Genomic DNA, 20,428 nt, shown 5'->3' with positions numbered 1-20,428 from the left:
GAAACATGACAATCGAGTATCTCAAACGCGGTAAATCTGATGCTGACCGGGCCGAAGATGACGCCAAAACCCGCGCTGTGGTCGAAGCGACCCTGAAAGACATCGAAACCCGTGGCGATGTGGCCGTGCGCGAGCTGAGCGAAAAGTTCGACAACTATTCGCCCCCGTCGTTCCGCCTGTCTCAGCAGGACATTGACGACCTCATCGGGCAACTGACCGACCGTGAACTGGCCGATATCAAATTCGCGCAGGAACAGGTGCGCAACTTTGCGCAAGCGCAGCGCGATTCCATGGTGGATATCGAGGTCGAAACCCTGCCCGGCGTCATTCTGGGCCACAAGAACATCCCCGTGCAGTCGGTGGGATGCTATGTGCCCGGTGGCAAATTCCCGATGGTCGCCTCGGCGCATATGTCGGTGGCGACGGCTTCGGTGGCGGGCGTGCCGCGCATCATCGCCTGTACACCTCCGTTCAATGGCAAGCCGAACGCAGCGGTGATTGCCGCGATGCATCTGGGCGGCGCCCATGAGATCTATGTCATGGGCGGCATTCAGGCCATCGGCGCGATGGCGCTGGGTACCGAAACGATTGACCCCGTGCATATGCTGGTCGGTCCGGGCAACGCCTTTGTGGCCGAAGCCAAGCGGCAACTGTTCGGCCGTGTCGGCATTGACCTGTTCGCTGGCCCGACCGAGACCATGGTCATCGCCGACGAGACTGCCGCCGATGCGGAACTCTGCGCGACCGACCTGCTGGGTCAGGCGGAACACGGCTATAACAGTCCTTGCGTGCTGCTGACCAACTCGCGCAAACTGGCCGAGGATACGATGGCCGAGGTCGACCGTCTGCTGGGAATCCTACCCACGGCAGGCACCGCGAAAGTATCGTGGGACGAATATGGCGAAGTGATCGTTTGCGACACATATGATGAGATGCTGCAGGTCGCCGATGATATCGCATCCGAACATGTGCAGGTGATGACAGATAGGGATGATTGGTTCCTTGAGAACATGACCTGCTATGGCGCGTTGTTTCTTGGTCCGCGCACCAATGTCTCGAACGGGGATAAGGTGATCGGAACAAACCACACCCTGCCAACGAAGAAAGCCGGGCGCTATACTGGCGGTCTTTGGGTGGGTAAGTATCTGAAAACGCATAGCTATCAAAAGGTTCTGACCGACGAGGCGGCGACGTTGATTGGCGAATATGGGTCGCGCCTGTGCATGCTTGAAGGTTTTGTGGGCCATGCTGAACAGTGCAACGTGCGGGTGCGCCGCTATGGCGGTATCAACGTGCCTTACGGCAAGCCCGCACCGTATCGGGATGCCGCTGAATGAGCGACAAGCACACACAGCATAAGGCCCTGATCGCTTTGCTCAGGGCCGCGATGTATGACTTTTCCGAAGCCGGCGTCCGCAAGGCGCTGGCTGAGGTCACGACATCGGATGCAGTGTTCCACCTATGCCATCCCTTTGGTGACAGTATCGGCAGCGATGCATATTACGACTTCGCCTATAAGGACCTGCTGGACGCATGGCCCGATCTGGAGCGTCGCGACTATATCGTCATGGCCGGGCCGGACGAAAACGGCGCGGATTGGGTCGGGTGCGGGGGGTATTACACCGGTACCTTCACCGGGCCTTGGCTGGATATCCCACCGACGGGCCATCAGGTCACCATGCGGTTTCACGAATTCTATCGTTTCGTGGACGGACAGGTCGTCGAGGTTCAGGCGCTCTGGGACATCCCTGAGGTGATGATGCAGGCCAACGCCTGGCCGATGGCCCCCAGCCTTGGCCGTGAATGGCATGTGCCCGGACCAGCCACTCAGGACGGGTTCGTGCCCGGACCTTACGATGCGGCCAAGGGCAAGGCGACGTGCCAACACATTATCGACATGCTGGAACACTTGAAAAAACACCCGTCACAAGGTGGCCCCGAAGTGATGGAGATGGAGCGGTTCTGGCATCCACGCATGAACTGGTACGGGCCTTCGGGCATCGGCACCGGGCGCGGTTACGCAGGGTTTCGCAACTGGCATCAGATTCCGTTCCTGAACGGCATGCCGGATCGCGGGCAGTATGTGGACGACATCACCTATCATTTCTTTGGTGATGGCGAGTATGCGGCTGTGACCGGCTGGCCGAACATGATCCAGACGGTTACCCATGACGGATGGATGGGGATTGCGCCCTCGGGCAAGAAAATCGCCATGTGCAGTCTGGATTTCTGGCGATTGGAAAACGGGCGCATACGCGAAAACTGGGTGCTGGTCGATCTTCTGGATGCCTACCGCCAGCTTGGCGTTGACGTTTTCGCCCGTCTGCGTGAATTCAACAAGGCCCGGAATCTGGGCCGCATTGAAACGCCTGATGGAATGAGCTGATGACTGACCTGCCCCGCACCCCTTCGTTTTCGCTGAACGGCAAAACCGCCCTTGTGACCGGCGCGTCCTCGGGGATTGGACAGGGCTGTGCGGTGGCCTTGGCCGAGGCCGGGGCGCATGTGGTCTGCGCCGCGCGTGGGGCAGACCGGCTGGCTGAAACCGTCGCGGCGTTGCTGGCGCAGGGCTGGTCGGCCGAAGCTGCGGTTGTGGATCAGGGCGATTTGAATGCCCTGCAACAGCTGTTTGATGGGCGCGTCTTTGACGTCGTGGTGAATTCCGCCGGAACCGCGCGCCACAGCGCGGCGATCGACACCACGCCCGAGGATTTCGATGCGGTCACGGATGTAAATCTGCGGTCGGCTTATTTCCTGTCGGCCTATGCGGCCAAGGCATTGATGGCGACGGGCAGGCCGGGCTCGATCATCCATATCTCAAGCCAGATGGGCCATGTCGGCGGGGTCGATCGGGCGCTGTATTGTGCCACCAAGCACGGGCTTGAGGGTATGGTCAAAGCCATGGCAATCGAATGGGGAAAGCAGCGCATCCGCATCAACACGGTCTGCCCGACCTTCATTCGCACACCCTTGACGCAAGCCACCTTCGATGACCCCGAGCGCGCCGCCTGGATCATGGAGAAGATCAAGCTGGACCGTGTCGGTGAGGTCGAAGACATCATGGGCGCGGTGACCTATCTGGCCTCGGACGCCTCGGCTTTGGTGACCGGAACTTCGATGTTGATTGACGGGGGGTGGACAGCGGATTGATGGCAGAAAAAGTCACATCCCTTCAGGTTGCGCAACTGGCAGGCGTCAGTCAGTCGGCGGTTAGCCGGGTGTTCACGCCGGGTGCCTCGGTCAGCAAAAAGACTGAAGAAAAGGTGCGCAAGGCGGCGGCAGAGCTGGGGTATCGACCCAATGTTCTGGCGCGCGCAATGGTGTCGGGCAAAAGCCGTATCATCGGTCTGGTGGTCGCCTATCTGGACAACTACTTCTATCCCGAAGCGCTTGAGAAACTGTCCAACGCTCTGCAAGAACAGGGGTATCACGTGCTGATCTTCATGGCTTCTCGCACGGCGGGTAACATTGATGACGTGATGGAGGAAATCCTCGACTATCAGGTGGATGGCGTTGTTTTGGCCTCGGTTGCGATGTCGTCAGATATTGCAACGCGCTGTCAACAGGCGGGTGTACCCGTGGTGCTGTTCAACCGAAGTCAGGACCTGGACGGGATCACGTCGGTCACGTCTGACAATTATGCCGGTGGCCGCAAGGTGGCCGAGTTCCTGGTTGCCGCTGGCCACAGTCGCATTGCTTATATCGCGGGTTGGCAGGGTGCCTCGACCCAGCGTGACCGCGAGGCCGGGTTCCGGGCGGCATTGGCTGAGGCCGGTGAGACCGTGTTTGCCCATGGTGTGGGTGAGTTTCACACCGAAAATGCCCGAACGGCTGCACGTCGCATGTTTGATGTTGCACCGGATGACAGGCCGGATGCCGTGTTCGTGGCCAATGACCATATGGCGCTGGCCGTCATGGATGTCATCCGCTTTGAGCTTGGCCTGCGTGTGCCCGAAGATGTCTCGGTGATCGGGTACGATGATGTCCCGCAGGCGGGGTGGCTTGCCTATAACCTCACGACGATCCGACAGCGGGCCAATCTGATGGTTACTGAAACCGTAGACGCGCTTTTGGATCATATCGAAAATCCGGCAGCCGCCGCGGCGCGCAAGGTGGCCATAGACGGGCCGCTGATTGTACGTACCTCGGCCCGGTTGCCAAAAGGGTGGACCCCACAAAGGACAGACATATGAAAGGCTTCGATCCGAAGTTCCGGGATTTTCCCGACTATATCATCGGTATCACCAAGGAAATTTGGGAAGACCGGGGCATCGCAACGCTGCACGACTACTACAGCAAGGATATCGTCGTGCGCTCGCCCGGGTCCGTTGTTCTGGGTAATCAGAACGTCATCGGCGCCACCATGGCAACACTGGCTGAGTTTCCGGATCGGCAGCTGTTGGGCGAGGATGTGATCTGGTCCGGCACGCCGGAAGAGGGGATGTTAAGCTCGCATCGGATTATCTCCACCGCGACGCATTTGGCCGAAGGGGTGTATGGCAAGCCGACCGGCACAAAGCTGCGCTATCGGATTCTGGCCGACTGTCACGCCAAAGATAATCAGATCGACGATGAATGGTTGATCCGCGATCAGGGTGCCATCGTCCGGCAGATGGGCTGGGACCCCAAGGAATACGCTGCCGACCTGATCGCGCGCGAGGGCGGGCCAGAGAACTGCGTCAAACCGCTGACGCCGGAAACCGACCAGCCCGGCCCTTATAAAGGCAAGGGCAATGACAATGAATGGGGTCAGCGCTATGCCTATATCCTGACCAAGATCATGAATGCCGATATGGGCGTGATCGAGGCCGAGTATGACCGCGCCGTGCAATCAGAATATGTCGGCGGTGTCACTGGCCATGGCTGGGATGCGGTGGATCGGTTCTGGATGGGTCTGCGGGCCAGCTTCCCCAATGCGGAATTCAAGGTTGAACACCAGATTGGTCGCGATGATCCGAACATGCCGCCCCGTGCTGCCGTGCGCTGGAGCCTGTGGGGTAAACATGATGGCTGGGGTGCATTTGGCGCCCCAACCGGCGCGCAGGTCTATGTTCTGGGGATCAGCCATGCTGAGTTTGGTGCGCTGATCGGCGGTCAGCCACAGCTGCGGCGCGAGTACACGCTGTTCGACGAAACTTCGGTCTGGAAACAGATCCTGCTGCAGGGTGGAGAGGGCTAGGTGACCGCGATGGTCTCATCCCTGAACGCCAGCCAGACTGCACGGCGCTATCATACCCATCGTGCGTCGCTGCGCGCACGACGTCTGAACAATCGGCCTCCGGGGGGCGGGAATTGATCCCATCTTTCCCCCAAAATCCAAGGAGACACCGTCATGAGTACCATTCAACAACGCATCGTCCGTTATGGCGAGCTGCAACCCTGTAAAACTGCCTTTATCGACGCTCACACTCCGGGCAGCGATCAGAAAGAGAACTTTACCATCATCGGTGGCGGCGTGTCGGAATCGCCCGATCAGCACGTCCACATCATCGACAAGATCGGCTTTAACATCGGCGCGGCGGGTCAGCCGCCGAAATGCCGAAACTCGCTGCACAGCCACACCACGGCCGAGGTGTTCTTTGTCGCGAAAGGCCGCTGGCGGTTCTTCTGGGGACGCTATGGCACGGCCGGAGAATTCATTGCCGAAGAGGGGGATATCTTCAACATTCCCACCGGTATCTTCCGCGGGTTCGAGAATGTCGGTCAGGACTACGGCATGATCATGTCGATCCTCGGTGGCGATGATGCCGGTGGCGGTGTCACGTGGGCGCCGCAGGTGATCGAGGACGCACAGGCGCATGGTCTGATGCTGGGCGACAACGGTGTGCTTTACGACAGCAAAAAGGGTCAGGAACTGCCCCACAATGTCCGGCCGATGTCCTTGTTGAACGAAGCAGAGTTGCAAGCCTATCCCGAGGTGCCGGTCGACGCGGTGATCGGCAAATACGTCGCCCGCTATTGGGACCTGATGGCGCTGGGCGCTGAAAAACCTGCGCTGGTGATTGGTGAGACCGGTCTTATCAAGGACAAGCCGGGGTTCGAGGTTGATTTCCTGACCCGTGGTTCGGCTGTGAATGATCCGGTCAAAGCTGAAAAGCCTGTGGTTCTGATGCCGGCCAGCGGCCATTGGCGTATCACCGTAGACGGATATGAGGTCACATTGTCCAACGGTGATACCGCGCTGGTGATGCCGGGTGAGGCTTACACCGTCGCGCCGTCCATGACCGGGCAGGCAGGCCTGTACCGCATCACGGCGACCGATGACCCCGCCGGAGCCACATGGGTCGGATGACCGTCGATCCGAACGATACCCACGCCGTTTATGAACGGCAGGCCAAAGCCTATGACGAGCAACGCTCGCGGGCTTTGTTCGAAGCGCGCTGGCTGGCGCGCTTCACCGCCAGTCTGAAGCCCGGCGATCACGTCCTTGATCTGGGCTGCGGCACCGGTGAGCCCATTGCCCGATGGTTCAAGGCCGAAGGGTTCACCGTCACAGGTGTCGATTTTTCCGAGGCCATGCTTGAGATCGCCCATAGCCGTTGGCCTGATGGAGACTGGCGGCAGGCCGACATGCGTAATTTCGAACTGGACCAGAGCTTTGATGGTATTGTCGCCTGGAACAGCTTTTTCCATCTGACCGCGGACGAGCAGAAAGACTGCATCGCCCGGATGGCCCGCCATCTGCGCGAGGGCGGAATGTTGATGCTGACCGTTGGCCCCAGCGCGGGCGAGGAACAGGGAACTGTTGGCGGCGAACCCGTGTATCACGCCTCTCTCTCACCCGCCGGTTACGCCACCTGCCTTGAAGAAAACGGGATGATCATGACCGGATTTCTAGCCAAGGATCCGGAGACCCAAAGCCACACAGTACTGATGGCACGCAAGAATTAATGGAGGTTTCATGACCGTAAAGACAACACATGTCGGATCCTTGCCACGAACTCAGGACGTGGTGGATTTCATTTTTGCGCGCGAGCGGGAGGAACCCTTTGACCCCGCCGCATTTGACGCCTGCATGACTAACGCCGTGGCCGAGACCGTGCGCAAGCAGATCGAGGCCGGTGTGGATATTGTCAGCGATGGCGAGACCTCAAAGATTTCTTATGCCACCTATGTCAAGGACCGTTACACCGGGTTTTCAGGCGATAGCCCGCGCAATGCGCCCGCCGATCTGAAGATGTTCCCCGGTTTTCTGCAACGGCTGGCTGATGATGGCGGTACGCCCCAATACGCGCGGCCTCAATGTACCGGCGAGGTGCGGTCGAAAGGGCAGGGTGAGCTTGAGAAGGACATCGCCAACCTCAAGGCTGCGATGGCGCAGCACGGGGCCGGGCAGGGCTTTATGAATGCCGCCTCACCAGGGGTCATCTCGCTGTTTCTGCAGAACGATTTCTACCCCACGCGTGAGGCTTATCTGGCCGCGCTGGCCGATGCGATGAAGGAGGAATACGAAACCATCGTGGCCGCCGGGTTGGATTTGCAGCTGGATTGCCCTGATCTGGCCCTGTCGCGGCACATGCTGTTCACCGACCTGACCGATGAAGAGTTCGTCAAGATCGCCGACATGCATGTCGAGGCCCTGAACCACGCGCTGCAGAATGTTCCGCAGGACCGGGTGCGGGTGCATATCTGCTGGGGCAATTACGAAGGGCCACATTGTTGTGACATCGCCATGGATAAGGTGTTCAGCACTCTGATGGCGACCAAATCCCGCTACGTGCTGTTTGAAACCTCGAACCCGCGCCACGCCCATGAATGGACCGTGTTCCGCGACCGTAATTCCGAGATTCCGGACGACAAGGTTCTAGTTCCCGGTGTGGTCGACACCACCACCAATTTTGTCGAACACCCTGAATTAGTGGCGCAGCGGATCACGCGGTTTACCAATATCGTCGGTGCCGATCGGGTGATCGCAGGCAGTGATTGTGGGTTTGGCACCTTTGCAGGATTTGGCGCGGTGGATCCCGATATTGCCTATGCCAAGCTGACGGCATTGTCCGAGGGTGCAATACTGGCCTCGGCATGACACCGCTGGTTCTTTTGCCGGGTATGATGTGTGATGCTCGGTTGTTTCAGCCGCAGATCGCTGCGTTGTCCGGGTCACGGCCGCTGATGACCTTCCCTCTGGTGACGCAGGACAGTGTTCAGGAGATGGCAGCCGAAATCTTGTCAAACGCACCGTCGGTCTTTGCGCTGGCCGGCCTGTCGATGGGCGGCATCGTTGCGATGGAGGTGGTGCGGGAAGCCCCGGATCGCGTTGAACGGTTGGCGTTGATGGACACCAATCCGTTGGCCGAAAAGCCCGATGTCAAAGCCCGGCGTGGGCCGCAGATGAAGGCCGTTCAGGAAGGTCAGTTGCGGCAGGTGATGCGCGACGAGATGAAGCCCAATTACCTGGCCGACGGTCCGCATCAGGGGGCCATTCTGGACCTATGCATGGCGATGGCCGTTGATCTGGGTCCGGACGTATTCCTTCGCCAATCCCGCGCTTTGATGGATCGCCCGGACCAGACCGAAACACTGGCTGTCTACACGGGCCCCTCACTGGTGATGTGTGGGCGCGAGGATGGCCTGTGCCCGGTCGAGCGACACCAGTTGATGCACGACCTTCTGCCCAATAGCACGTTACAAATCATCGAAGAGGCAGGGCACCTGCCCACTCTGGAACAACCCAATGACACAACAGCGGCCCTGATCCGCTGGCTGGAGGCCCCATGACACCTTCCCTTCTGACCCTGTTGCGCAAGGTTGACACCCCCACCGTCTGCAACGCCATCGAGGTGGCGCAGGGCAAGCGCGGATTTGACGGCTTCTCGCGCGGCACCATGCTGTGTTCGGCCCCGTCGGAACCTGCGATCGTGGGCTACGCCCGTACGGCAAAGATCGCCGCTGTGCAGCCTCCGTCCGAGGCGCCCGAGGTCATCAGGGAACGCCGGATGGACTATTACAAATACATGGCCGAAGGTCCCGCACCCTCGGTTGCGGTGATCGAGGATGTCGATTTCCCCAACTGTATCGGTGCCTATTGGGGTGAGATCAACACCACCGTACACAAGGGGTTCGGCATGTCCGGCGCGCTGACCAACGGTGTCATGCGCGACCTTGGCGATCTGCCACAGGGGTTCCCGGTGGTTGCCGGATCGGTCGGGCCAAGCCATGGTTTTGTCCACGTGCGCGCGGTCGATACGCCGGTCTCGATCTTTGGTCTTTCGGTCAATCCTGGTGATCTGATCCATGCCGATCAGCACGGAGCGCTGGTGATACCAGAAGATGTTGTTGACCAACTAGAGGGCGCAATCCAGAAATTGCTGTCCACCGAACGCATCGTCCTCGACGCTGCCGAACAGCCGGGGTTTGATTTCAATGCGTTTCAATCCGCTTGGGAAAAGTTCGAAAAATCCCGGGTCTGACAGGGTAAGCTTGACCCGTTCAAACGGAGGGCTCTAAACCGTCGTTGGTATGCCATCACCGGCGTCGCGATGGCAGGTCCGCCCGCTTTTCTTCCAGCACGGTTCGAAAGAGCACCTTGAGTTCAGATTTCTTCACCAGGGGCAGCCTGCGCCGATAATCCGAAGACAGGTCATCTTCTGAAACGTCCATCCGGTGCGCTTTCATTAACTTGAAGCGACTGAGAAACGAAATTTTCTTCATTGTTGCGGTCCTTCAAATTCAAAGCGTAAAAATTTGCCGCTGCGGACCCGACCCGAACCCTATGGTCGAGAGCTCGAGGATCATTAATCCGTGAGTGATGATCCGCAGCGACAGAGCGCATTTAGGCAGGTCGTTTGCCACCGTAAGGGGGAAGAATCCGGGTTTTTGCGTCATTTATTAACCGACCAGTCAAAAAATGATTGGAAAGCTTACCTTTACGTAAAGATGCTCACTTACCCGGCCAGTTTTTGTGACGTAGCGTCACGAAAGATGCGGGTCTCGCTAAGGCCTGAACGGGACCATTTAGCCAGTCTGTCTCCGCAGTAATCTGGCAAAGCATAGCCGGAAGGGAGAGACGTCTAATAGATAAAAATTGGGGGAATACGTCACCCGAACACGTATCTGATACGATTAGAGACAAGCCAAAAATCTGTCGGGGATTTGGTGCCCAGGAGAGGACTCGAACCTCCACGTCCATACGGACACTAGCACCTGAAGCTAGCGCGTCTACCAATTCCGCCACCTGGGCAGGTGTCGTGGAGCGGCGTTTAAGCCTACTGACGGGGGGCGTCAACCAGATTCGGGAAGATTTTCACAAGTTTTTTGACCCACCTCCGAAACGCTTGGGAAATTGCCGGGGTTTTCGCGGACGCGCGGCGTTATTGCGCCTTGTTTGCCGGTGCTTTGGGCGGTAGATCGGATCAAGACCAATCAGCAGGAGCCCTCGCATGTCCAAACTGGTCACGATTTATGGCGGATCGGGATTTGTCGGTCGGTATATCGCCCGGCGTATGGCAAATGAAGGATGGCGTGTGCGGGTCGCAGTGCGGCGCCCGAATGAGGCGATGTTCGTCAAACCTTATGGCGTGGTTGGTCAGGTTGAACCCATTTTGTGCAACATCCGCGATGATGCGTCGGTTGCTGCCGTGATGCATGGGGCCGATGCGGTGGTGAACTGCGTGGGTGTGCTGAACGAGCTGGGTAAGAACGAATTTGACGCGGTACAGGCCGAAGGGGCTGAGCGGATCGCGCGCATCGCTGCCGAACAGGGTGTTGCGCGGATGGTGCATATCTCGGCCATCGGCGCGGATGCCACGGCCAAAAGCGAGTATTCCCGCACCAAAGCACAGGGCGAGGCCGGTGTGCTGGCGCATATGCCGAACGCTGTGATCTTGCGCCCGTCGGTTATTTTCGGAACCGAGGACCAGTTCTTTAACCGCTTTGCCGGGATGACCCGGATGGGGCCGTTCCTGCCCTTGGTCGGCGCAGAGACCAAGTTCCAGCCGGTCTATGTGGATGATGTCGCCAAAGCCGCCGTGCAGGGCGTTCTGAGGCAGGCCGAGGGTGGCACTTATGAGCTGGGCGGCCCCGAGGTGAAATCCTTCCGCGCGCTGATGCAGCAGATGCTGGGGGTGATTCACCGCCGCCGGGTGATTGTTGGTGTGCCGTTTTGGGCCGCCCGGATCATGGCGGGTGTGCTGGATATAGCCAAATTTGTCAGTTTTCAGCTGTTTCCCAACCACATTCTGACGCGCGATCAGCTGACGAATCTGCGCCGGGACAATGTGGTGTCGGGCGATGCCAAAGGCTTTGGCGACTTGGGGATCGAACCGGCTACTTTGGAATCCATCTTGCCGGACTACCTGTGGAAGTTCCGTCCCTCGGGCCAGTATGATGAGATCCAGAAATCGGCAGACAACCTGCGTACCTGATCAGCTATAGGCAATCACCAGCAGGATTGCCCCAAGAATCACGCGATATATTACATAAGGCGTAAAGCTGACGCTGCGCAGCAGGCGCATCATCAGGGACAGCGCCAATAAGGCCGAGATAAAGGCAAAAAAAGCGGCTATGGCACCGTCCTTAGCCAGTTGGGCATCAGCCTCGCGGATCACCTGTGTCGACAGTAATACGCCCGAGGCCAGAATCGTCGGGATCGACATCAGCATCGCGATCCGCGCGCCGTCTTCGCGGCTATAGCCCAGCTGCCGCGCGCCGGTGATGGTGATGCCTGACCGCGAGGTGCCGGGGATCAACGCCAGAACCTGCCACAAACCCATGATGACCGCATCGCGCGGGCCCCAATCGTTGGTTTTCTTGGTTTGGGGGCCCTTTTGGTCCATCCAATACAGTAACAATCCGAAGCCCAGCATGGTCCAGCCAATCACCGCCATTGAGCGGAGGGACTGGCTGAGCCCGGTTGTGAACAAAATGGCACCGACAATGACCGTGGGAATCGTTGCGATGATCAGGCTCATCGCCAGCCGTGCTTGCGGGGTGTCGATCTGCCCGGTCAGGGCGCGTGGCAGGCCGGCAGCGGCCTGTTTCACATCGGACCAGAAATACAGGATAACCGCGCCCAACGTGCCGACATGCACGGCGACGTCGATGGCCAGCCCCTGATCTTCCATACCGGTCAAGCTGGGCAGCAGGATCAGGTGACCCGAGGAAGAGATCGGCAAGAACTCAGTTATCCCCTGAATAATCGCCGCGAGAATCAACTGAAATAGACTCATTTAACCTGCCGTGCTGCCGCCGCGTATTGTTAGGGGAAATGGGTATAAGTGCGGTGCCGAAAAGGAAAGCACGTAAAAGGGTCCGAAACGGAACTAAAAATGACGACATTTTCCAATTACTTTTCCTGACGTCGTATATTTTTTTAATTTAGGTCAGCATAATTGACTTTTAATTCCGTAAGGTATCTCTTAAACAGGCGCGACCAAGCCAATTCATGGAGTCTGACCCGTGGCCAAGCAACCGATGCTGAAATTTGTGCAGATCGACCGCGTCATGCCTGAAAAGCGTGCCGCCGATGACCGCAAAGAAGACTTTGACGAAATCTATGCTGAATACGCCGCAGCCAAGGCGGAAGAACAGGCTAGTCGCTGCAGCCAATGCGGTGTTCCCTATTGTCAGTCGCATTGCCCGCTGCACAACAACATTCCTGATTGGCTGCGCCTGACCGCCACGGGCCGTCTGGAGGAGGCGTATCAGACCAGCCAGGCCACCAATACCTTCCCGGAAATCTGCGGCCGCATTTGCCCGCAGGATCGTCTTTGTGAAGGCAATTGTGTGATCGAACAATCAGGTCACGGCACGGTTACCATCGGAACGATTGAGAAGTACATCACGGACACCGCCTGGGACAAAGGCTGGGTGACCCCCGTTGCACCTGGTGCCGAGCGCAGCGAAAGCGTCGGTATCATAGGCGGCGGACCCGGTGGATTGGCGGCTGCGGACATGCTACGCCGGGCTGGCATTCAGGTCACTGTGTATGATCGTCACGACCGTGCCGGTGGCCTGTTGATGTACGGTATTCCAGGCTTCAAGCTGGAAAAGGACATTGTTCAGCGTCGCAACGAATTGCTGGCTGATGGCGGGGTCAATTTCGAGCTGAACTGCGACGTGGACGCCGCCAAATTCGACGACATTCGCGCCAAGCATGATGCAGTGATCATCGCAACCGGGGTCTACAAGTCCCGTGATCTGTCCATGCCAGGCAGTGGCCTGAATGGTATCGAAATTGCCATTGATTTCCTGACCGCTTCGAATCGCAAAAGCTTTGGTGACGCGGTCGAGGATTTCGACAATGGCCGGCTGAATGCCAACGGTAAAAAAGTTGTTGTGATTGGTGGCGGCGATACCGCGATGGACTGCGTACGCACCTCGGTCCGTCAAGGGGCGACCTCGGTCAAATGCCTGTACCGCCGTGACCGGGCAAACATGCCGGGATCGCAGCGTGAAACGCAGAATGCCGAGGAAGAAGGCGTGATCTTTGAATGGCTGAGCGCCCCCAAAGGGTTCACCGGCGATGACAAGGTTTCTGGCGTGATGGTGCAAAAGATGCGTCTGGGTCAGCCAGATGCCACTGGCCGCCAAGCCCCCGAGGTCATCGAAGGTGCGGACTATGTCGAAGAGGCCGATCTGGTCATCAAGGCGCTGGGCTTTGAGCCCGAAGACCTGCCTACGCTGTTTGGTCAGCCCGACCTGCCCGTAACCCGTTGGGGCACCGTTAAGGCCGCGTTCCAAACCGGCGAAACCGAGATGGACGGTGTCTATGCCATTGGTGACATCGTGCGTGGCGCCTCGCTGGTGGTCTGGGCGATCCGTGACGGCCGCGACTGTGCCGATGCGATCATCGACAGGTTTAACAGCAAGGCTGCCGTCGCAGCCGAGTAACACCCAGCCCAGCGACAGGAGGGTCAGGAATGCCTGAACTGCAAGGCCAATGCATGTGCGGTGCGGTCACCGTCACCGCCACCCCAGCGAAGGATGCGCTGGGTGCCTGTCATTGCGACCAGTGCCGCCGCTGGACCAGTTCAATGCTGGTGAGTTTTCAAGCCGAAGAGGGGTATGCCGCGCTGGGACCGGTCAAGACCTTTACCTCGTCCGACTGGGCCGAGCGCGCCTTTTGCGCCGAATGCGGCTCGGCCCTGTGGTATCGGGTCACCGCGCCCGGCGACATGCACGGACACACAGAAATGGCAGCGGGCCTGTTCGAAGATACGGGCCACGGACTGCAACTGGAACTTTTTATCGACAAAAAGCCCAAAGGGTATGCGTTCGCAGGTGAGCGCAAGCAAATGACCAAAGCTGAGGTCGAGGCGATGTTTGCCCCCTCGGAAGAAGGAGACAGCCAATGACCAAATATGATGCCGATTGGGTACGGGCCGAAGAAGCCAAACGTGAATGGATGGCGAAAAACGGTCTCTATTCCGAGGAAGAAGAGCATTCTTCCTGTGGCGTGGGTCTTGTTGTATCCGTTGACGGCAAAGCATCACGCAAGGTTGTCGACGCCGGTATTGATGCGCTGAAAGCGATCTGGCACCGCGGCGCCGTGGATGCTGATGGCAAGACCGGCGATGGTGCGGGCATCCACGTGCAGATCCCGGTTCGTTTTTTCTATGACCAAATCCGCCGCACAGGTCATGAGCCCAATCTGGACCAGTTGATCGCTGTCGGTCAGGTGTTTCTGCCTCGTACCGATTTCGGCGCGCAGGAACAGTGCCGGACCATCGTAGAAACCGAAGTTCTGCGCATGGGCTATTACATCTACGGCTGGCGGCACGTGCCGGTCGATGTGACCTGCTTGGGTGAAAAGGCCAACGCGACCCGGCCCGAGATCGAACAGATCCTGATCTCGAACTCGAAAGGTGTAGATGAAGAGACGTTCGAGCGTGAACTATACGTCATCCGTCGCCGTATTGAAAAAGCTGCCGCCGCTTCCGGGATTTCGGACCTGTATCTGGCGTCGCTGAGCTGCCGCTCGATCATCTATAAAGGCATGATGCTGGCTGAGCAGGTCGCGGTTTTCTACCCCGACCTGATGGATGAGCGGTTCGAATCCGCCTTTGCGATCTATCACCAGCGTTATTCGACCAACACCTTCCCGCAATGGTGGTTGGCGCAACCGTTCCGGATGCTGGCCCATAATGGTGAAATCAACACCCTGAAGGGCAACGTCAACTGGATGAAAAGTCATGAGATCCGCATGGCCAGTGGCACCTTTGGCGACTATGCCGAAGACATCAAGCCGATCATCGCGGGTGGATCGTCAGATTCGGCCGCATTAGACTCGGTTTTCGAGGTTCTGGTGCGCGCGGGCCGCTCGGCCCCGATGGCGAAAACCATGCTGGTGCCGGAAAGCTGGTCCAAGCAGGCGGTGGAACTGCCGCAGGCCTGGCGTGACATGTATTCCTACTGCAACTCGGTAATGGAGCCGTGGGACGGTCCTGCCGCGCTGGCGATGACCGATGGCCGCTGGGTCTGTGCCGGTCTGGACCGGAACGGGTTGCGCCCGATGCGCTATGTGGTGACGGGCGATGGTCTGGTGATTGCGGGCTCTGAGGCTGGCATGGTGCCGATTGATGAGGCCACTGTGACAGAAAAAGGCGCGCTGGGTCCGGGGCAGATGCTGGCCGTGGATATGAAGAAGGGCAAGCTGTTCCGTGACAAGCAAATCAAGGACAAGCTGGCGCGCGCCCTGCCGTTCGGCGACTGGGTCGGCAAAATCAACGATCTGGACACTACGCTGGGCAGTGTAACCGAACAGCCCTTGTTTAGGGGTGAGGAACTGCGCAAGCGTCAGATCGCGGCTGGATATTCGATCGAAGAACTTGAGCAGATCCTTGCACCCATGGCCGAGGACGGCAAAGAGGCTTTGGCCTCGATGGGGGATGACACGCCTTCGGCTGTGCTGTCAAAGCAGTACCGTCCGCTGAGCCATTTCTTCCGGCAGAATTTCAGCCAGGTGACCAACCCGCCCATCGACAGCTTGCGCGAATACCGCGTGATGTCGTTGAAGACGCGGTTCGGGAACCTCAAGAACGTGCTGGACGAGGACAGTAGCCAGACCGAGATCATCGTTCTGGAAAGCCCTTTTGTCGGCAACGCTCAGTGGGAAATTCTGGCCGAAAACTTCAACGCGCCGCTGGCTGAGATCGATTGCAGCTTTGAACCCGGTGAGGGCGCGCTGGACCGCGCTTTGATCCGTATTAGAGCCGAAGCGGAAGAGGCCGTGCGTTCTGGTGCAGGGCATCTGGTGCTGACCGATCAGTATTCCGGGCCGGACAAAGTGGCGATGCCGATGATCCTGGCCACAAGCGCGGTACACAGCCATCTGACACGTCAGGGTCTGCGGACCTTCAGCTCGCTCAACGTGCGGTCGGCGGAATGTATCGACCCGCACTATTTTGCCGTGTTGATTGGCTGTGGCGCGACAGTTGTGAACGCCTACCTGGCCGAGGATTCGCTGGCCGACCGCATTGAACGTGGCCTGCTGGATGGCTCGCTGACTGAAAATGTGGCCCGCTATCGCGAGGCAATCGATCAGGGTCTTCTCAAGATCATGGCCAAGATGGGTATCTCGGTTGTCTCCTCTTACCGAGGCGGTCTGAACTTTGAGGCCGTTGGTCTGAGCCGTGCCATGGTGGCCGAGTATTTCCCGGGCATGATCAGCCGTATCTCGGGCATCGGGATTCACGGCATCCGCGTCAAAGCCGAAGAAATTCACGCCAAGGGTTGGGACAGCGGTCTGGATGTGCTGCCCATCGGTGGTTTCTACAAAGCACGCAAGTCGGGTGAGACTCACGCGTGGGAAGCAACCTCGATGCATATGATGCAGATGGCCTGTAATAGGGCCTCATATGAATTGTGGAAGCAATATTCGACCAAGATGCAGTCGAACCCGCCGATCCATCTGCGCGACCTGATGGATTTCAAACCCATGGGCAAACCGGTGCCGATCGAAGAGGTGGAATCGATCACCTCGATCCGCAAACGCTTTGTCACGCCGGGTATGTCGCTGGGCGCACTCAGCCCCGAGGCGCACAAGACGCTGAACGTAGCGATGAACCGGATCGGTGCGAAATCCGACTCGGGCGAGGGTGGTGAAGATCCGGCCCATTTCGTACCGGAACCCAATGGCGACAATCCATCGGCCAAGATCAAACAGGTGGCGTCGGGCCGATTCGGTGTGACTGCGGAATACCTGAATCAATGTGAAGAGCTGGAGATCAAGGTCGCCCAAGGCGCGAAACCGGGTGAGGGTGGTCAGCTGCCGGGCATGAAGGTCACCGACCTGATCGCGCGTTTACGCCATTCGACCAAGGGCGTGACGCTGATCTCGCCGCCGCCGCACCACGATATCTACTCGATCGAGGATCTGGCGCAGCTGATCTATGATCTGAAACAGATCAACCCGCGCTGCAAGGTGACGGTGAAACTGGTGGCGTCTTCGGGCGTTGGCACGATTGCCGCCGGTGTGGCCAAGGCCAAGGCGGATGTGATCCTGATCTCGGGCCACAACGGTGGTACAGGTGCGTCGCCTGCGACGTCGATCAAATATGCCGGTTTGCCGTGGGAGATGGGCCTGACCGAGGCGCATCAAGTTCTGGCAATGAATAACCTGCGTGATCGCGTCACCCTGCGGACCGATGGTGGTCTGCGGACTGGTCGCGATATCGTCATGGCCGCGATGATGGGGGCCGAGGAATACGGAATCGGCACTGCCGCCCTAATCGCGATGGGCTGTATCATGGTGCGTCAGTGCCAGTCGAACACCTGCCCCGTCGGTGTCTGTACGCAGGACGAGGACCTGCGCGCCAAGTTCACCGGCAACGCAGACAAGGTGGTGAACCTGATCACCTTCTATGCGCAGGAAGTACGCGAGCTTTTGGCCAGCCTCGGCGCGCGTTCGATTGATGAAATCATCGGCCGGGCCGACCTGTTGGCGCAGGTCAGCCGTGGATCGGCGCATCTGGACGATCTGGACCTCAACCCGCTGCTGATCACCGTCGATGGCGCGCATGATATCGTCTACAACCGCGACAAGGACCGTAACGCGGTGCCGGATACGCTGGACGCTGAAATCGTGCGGGATGCCGCGCGGTTCCTGAAAGACGGCGAGAAAATGCAGCTGTCCTATGCGGTGCAGAACACGCACCGGACTGTGGGCACCCGCGTCTCGAGCCATATCGTGCAGAACTTTGGCATGCGGAACACTTTCCAGTCCGATCACCTGCACGTCAAACTGCAGGGCTCGGCCGGTCAGTCGCTGGGAGCTTTTGCAGCACCCGGTCTGAAGCTGGAAGTGTCGGGTGACGCCAATGACTATGTCGGCAAGGGTTTGTCGGGCGGCACCATCGTCGTGCGCCCACCACAGGTCAGCCCGCTGAAGGCGGATGACAACACCATCATCGGCAACACCGTCCTGTACGGCGCCACCGATGGCCACCTGTTTGCCGCAGGTCGCGCGGGCGAGCGATTCGCGGTGCGCAACTCGGGCGCGAAGGTTGTGATCGAGGGCTGCGGTTCGAACGGGTGTGAATACATGACCGGCGGAATCGCGGTGATCCTGGGTGATATTGGTGCCAACTTTGGCGCGGGCATGACCGGCGGCATGGCTTATCTGTACGACCCGGAAGGCAAGGCGCAGGCGCTGATGAATATGGAAACGCTGGTGACCTGTCCGGTGACCGTCGACCATTGGGAAGATCAGCTGAAATCGCTGATCGAAACCCATCAGGCCGAGACCTTCAGCCGCAAGGCCGCCGACATTCTGCAGCATTGGGATGTTGAAAAGGCCAACTTCTTGCAGGTTTGCCCAAAAGAGATGCTGAACAAGCTCAGCCACCCTCTGACCACCGAAGCAACGGCTGTTCCGGCTGAATAACGGGTTGCAACAGACTAGTCTCAAACCCGCGCGCCAATTGGCTGCGCGGGTTTTCTTAAATCCTTATACCGACAACACCCGTTTCAAACGCGCGCCCAACGTCGTATAGCTGTGACATGGCAAAAGCAGCAGTCCGCAAAAAAAGCGGTAAGAAAAAAAAGGCATCCAAAGCCAAAACCCCACTGATGCAACGGCTTCGCCGATGGGTCAGTCGTGGCTTGTTGGCGGCCGTTGTGTTGGTCGTTGCATTGGTCGCTTTGTATTCGGTGGTAAACCCGCCCGTGACTCACACGATCTGGTCGGAATGGCGTAGGCTGGGCAAGGTCGAGCGTGATTGGGTCCCGATCGACGAAATCTCGCCCGTCATGGCCCGCGCGGTTGTCGCGGCCGAGGATGCGAATTTCTGCCAACACTGGGGCTTTGACGTGGAGGCAATTCGCGATGCGCTGGAAGATGGCGGATCACGTGGGGCGTCGACAATTACCCAGCAGGTGGTGAAGAACGTGTTCTTGTGGCAGGGCCGCAGCTGGGTACGCAAAGCGCTGGAAACTTCGATCACGCCGGTTGTCGAAATCTTCTGGAGCAAACAGCGTATTCTCGAGGTCTATCTGAACGTCGCTGAAACCGGACAGGGCGTATTTGGGGTCGAAGCGGCGGCCCAAAGCAATTTCAACGTATCCGCTGCCCGGCTGAGTCCGGTTCAGGCGGCCCGGATCGCGGCGATTTTGCCCTCACCCCGCAATCGCTCAGTCACTGATCCATCAGTGCGGACGCGCAGACGGGCCGCGTCGATCCTGGATGGAGCGGCCACCATCCGCGCAGATGGTCGCGCGGATTGTTTCGAGGATTGAAACTCAACACCCCTCAAGGCTAAAGCTGGGGGGTATACACTGGTTCGATTGGAAGCTCATGGCGCGTTTGTTTCACGTTCCCCTGTCCCCTTATTGCCGCAAGGTTCGTCTGTCTTTGGCGGAAAAGAAGATCGAGGTTGAGCTGGTCGAAGAGAAATACTGGGAGAAAGACCCGGATTTCCTGCGCCGCAACCCTGCCGGAAAGGTGCCGGTGTTACGGTTGGACGGGCAGGTGATGGCGGAAAGCGCGGCGATTTGTGAATATATCGAGGAAACGCGTCCGGAGCCTGCGTTGATGCCGAAAACACCCGAAAGCCGGTACGAAGTGCGGCGTCTGGTGGGATGGTTCGATGATAAGTTCCACCACGAGGTGACCTCGAAACTGCTTTATGAACGGGTGAACAAGAAAGTCACCGGTGAAGGCTATCCGGACAGCAAGAACGTCAAGGAAGGCGCGCGGGCAATCAAATATCATCTGGACTACATGGCCTGGCTTTTGGATCACCGCCGTTGGCTGGCGGGGGATCAGATGACATTGGCCGATTTTGCCGCTGCTGCGCATTTGTCAGCGCTGGATTATATCTCGGACGTGGACTGGAATAGATCGCAAGCGGTGAAAGACTGGTATGCCAAGATCAAGTCACGCCCCGCGTTTCGGTCGATTCTTGCGGATCAGGTGCCTGGATTCCGACCCCCTGCGCATTACGCCGATCTGGATTTCTGATAGGGTAGAACAAGGGCTGTTTGCCCCTTT

At 58.6% G+C, this 20,428-nt stretch carries 18 protein-coding genes and 1 tRNA gene; 16 read left to right on the top strand and 3 right to left on the bottom strand.

What is annotated here, in order from left to right:
* Window positions 1–5 precede the first annotated feature (5 nt).
* The 10 genes from hisD to ACR0AJ_RS20290 all read left to right on the top strand — a co-directional run bounded on the left by hisD (window position 6) and on the right by ACR0AJ_RS20290 (window position 9,410).
* Window positions 6–1,337: a histidinol dehydrogenase gene (gene hisD, locus ACR0AJ_RS20335; protein ID WP_170349500.1), complete on the top strand. Its 1,332-nt coding sequence runs from the start codon at window positions 6–8 to the stop codon at window positions 1,335–1,337.
* Window positions 1,334–2,386, top strand: coding sequence for an ester cyclase (locus tag ACR0AJ_RS20330; RefSeq protein WP_480649366.1), 1,053 nt, complete (start codon window positions 1,334–1,336; stop codon window positions 2,384–2,386). Before hisD ends, ACR0AJ_RS20330 begins: the two co-directional genes overlap by 4 nt.
* Window positions 2,386–3,150, top strand: coding sequence for an SDR family NAD(P)-dependent oxidoreductase (locus tag ACR0AJ_RS20325; protein WP_480741785.1), 765 nt, complete (start codon window positions 2,386–2,388; stop codon window positions 3,148–3,150). The genes ACR0AJ_RS20330 and ACR0AJ_RS20325 overlap by 1 nt, the downstream gene beginning before the upstream one ends.
* Window positions 3,150–4,193, top strand: a complete 1,044-nt coding sequence (locus ACR0AJ_RS20320; protein WP_217353036.1) for a LacI family DNA-binding transcriptional regulator — start codon at window positions 3,150–3,152, stop codon at window positions 4,191–4,193. The genes ACR0AJ_RS20325 and ACR0AJ_RS20320 overlap by 1 nt, the downstream gene beginning before the upstream one ends.
* On the top strand, window positions 4,190–5,179 hold the full coding sequence (locus ACR0AJ_RS20315) for a nuclear transport factor 2 family protein (protein WP_170349496.1): 990 nt from the start codon (window positions 4,190–4,192) through the stop codon (window positions 5,177–5,179). Before ACR0AJ_RS20320 ends, ACR0AJ_RS20315 begins: the two co-directional genes overlap by 4 nt.
* Window positions 5,180–5,332: 153 nt before the next feature.
* A complete protein-coding gene (locus tag ACR0AJ_RS20310; RefSeq protein WP_480741783.1) occupies window positions 5,333–6,292 on the top strand; it encodes a cupin domain-containing protein in 960 nt (319 codons plus the stop codon).
* Window positions 6,289–6,891 carry a class I SAM-dependent DNA methyltransferase gene (locus ACR0AJ_RS20305; protein WP_480668250.1) on the top strand — a complete coding sequence of 201 codons (603 nt, stop codon included), beginning with the start codon at window positions 6,289–6,291 and terminating at the stop codon, window positions 6,889–6,891. Before ACR0AJ_RS20310 ends, ACR0AJ_RS20305 begins: the two co-directional genes overlap by 4 nt.
* A 10-nt stretch (window positions 6,892–6,901) precedes the next feature.
* Window positions 6,902–8,026: a cobalamin-independent methionine synthase II family protein gene (locus tag ACR0AJ_RS20300; RefSeq protein ID WP_170349493.1), complete on the top strand. Its 1,125-nt coding sequence runs from the start codon at window positions 6,902–6,904 to the stop codon at window positions 8,024–8,026.
* The gene (locus tag ACR0AJ_RS20295; protein ID WP_170349492.1) at window positions 8,023–8,718 is read left to right on the top strand and encodes an alpha/beta fold hydrolase; all 696 of its coding nucleotides are present in this window, start codon (window positions 8,023–8,025) and stop codon (window positions 8,716–8,718) included. Before ACR0AJ_RS20300 ends, ACR0AJ_RS20295 begins: the two co-directional genes overlap by 4 nt.
* The gene (locus tag ACR0AJ_RS20290) at window positions 8,715–9,410 is read left to right on the top strand and encodes an RraA family protein (RefSeq protein ID WP_170349491.1); all 696 of its coding nucleotides are present in this window, start codon (window positions 8,715–8,717) and stop codon (window positions 9,408–9,410) included. The genes ACR0AJ_RS20295 and ACR0AJ_RS20290 overlap by 4 nt, the downstream gene beginning before the upstream one ends.
* Before the next feature lie 55 nt (window positions 9,411–9,465).
* Here the strand turns inward: ACR0AJ_RS20290 and ACR0AJ_RS20285 are convergent, their stop codons facing one another.
* Window positions 9,466–9,651, bottom strand: coding sequence for a hypothetical protein (locus tag ACR0AJ_RS20285; RefSeq protein ID WP_170349490.1), 186 nt, complete (start codon window positions 9,649–9,651; stop codon window positions 9,466–9,468).
* A gap of 442 nt (window positions 9,652–10,093) precedes the next feature.
* Window positions 10,094–10,180 (bottom strand) — tRNA-Leu (locus ACR0AJ_RS20280).
* A 199-nt stretch (window positions 10,181–10,379) separates the two neighbouring features.
* Here ACR0AJ_RS20280 and ACR0AJ_RS20275 point away from each other — a divergent pair.
* A complete protein-coding gene (locus tag ACR0AJ_RS20275) occupies window positions 10,380–11,363 on the top strand; it encodes a complex I NDUFA9 subunit family protein (protein ID WP_480741780.1) in 984 nt (327 codons plus the stop codon).
* On the opposite strand, the gene ACR0AJ_RS20270 is transcribed toward ACR0AJ_RS20275, so the two are convergent.
* Window positions 11,364–12,167 (bottom strand): undecaprenyl-diphosphate phosphatase, encoded by an 804-nt coding sequence (locus tag ACR0AJ_RS20270; protein ID WP_170349488.1) that lies wholly within the window; start codon window positions 12,165–12,167, stop codon window positions 11,364–11,366.
* Window positions 12,168–12,396: 229 nt separating this feature from the next.
* Here ACR0AJ_RS20270 and ACR0AJ_RS20265 point away from each other — a divergent pair, with 229 nt between their 5' ends.
* From ACR0AJ_RS20265 to fzlA, 5 genes are all read left to right on the top strand, one after another.
* Window positions 12,397–13,830: an NAD(P)-dependent oxidoreductase gene (locus ACR0AJ_RS20265; protein WP_170349487.1), complete on the top strand. Its 1,434-nt coding sequence runs from the start codon at window positions 12,397–12,399 to the stop codon at window positions 13,828–13,830.
* Window positions 13,831–13,859: 29 nt separating this feature from the next.
* Window positions 13,860–14,294, top strand: coding sequence for a GFA family protein (locus ACR0AJ_RS20260; protein ID WP_170550445.1), 435 nt, complete (start codon window positions 13,860–13,862; stop codon window positions 14,292–14,294).
* Window positions 14,291–18,823, top strand: a complete 4,533-nt coding sequence (gltB, locus tag ACR0AJ_RS20255) for a glutamate synthase large subunit (protein WP_480741778.1) — start codon at window positions 14,291–14,293, stop codon at window positions 18,821–18,823. The genes ACR0AJ_RS20260 and gltB overlap by 4 nt, the downstream gene beginning before the upstream one ends.
* 116 nt (window positions 18,824–18,939) lie before the next feature.
* Window positions 18,940–19,674, top strand: a complete 735-nt coding sequence (gene mtgA / locus ACR0AJ_RS20250) for a monofunctional biosynthetic peptidoglycan transglycosylase (RefSeq protein WP_170376661.1) — start codon at window positions 18,940–18,942, stop codon at window positions 19,672–19,674.
* 58 nt (window positions 19,675–19,732) lie between these two features.
* The gene (gene fzlA, locus ACR0AJ_RS20245; RefSeq protein ID WP_170349481.1) at window positions 19,733–20,398 is read left to right on the top strand and encodes an FtsZ-binding protein FzlA; all 666 of its coding nucleotides are present in this window, start codon (window positions 19,733–19,735) and stop codon (window positions 20,396–20,398) included.
* Window positions 20,399–20,428: the final 30 nt, after the last annotated feature.

It is taken from the genome of Ruegeria sp. CJ9, from assembly GCF_056536625.1.
The sequence above is the reverse complement of the archived record's forward strand: the minus strand, read 5'-3'. Positions and strand labels throughout refer to the sequence as shown.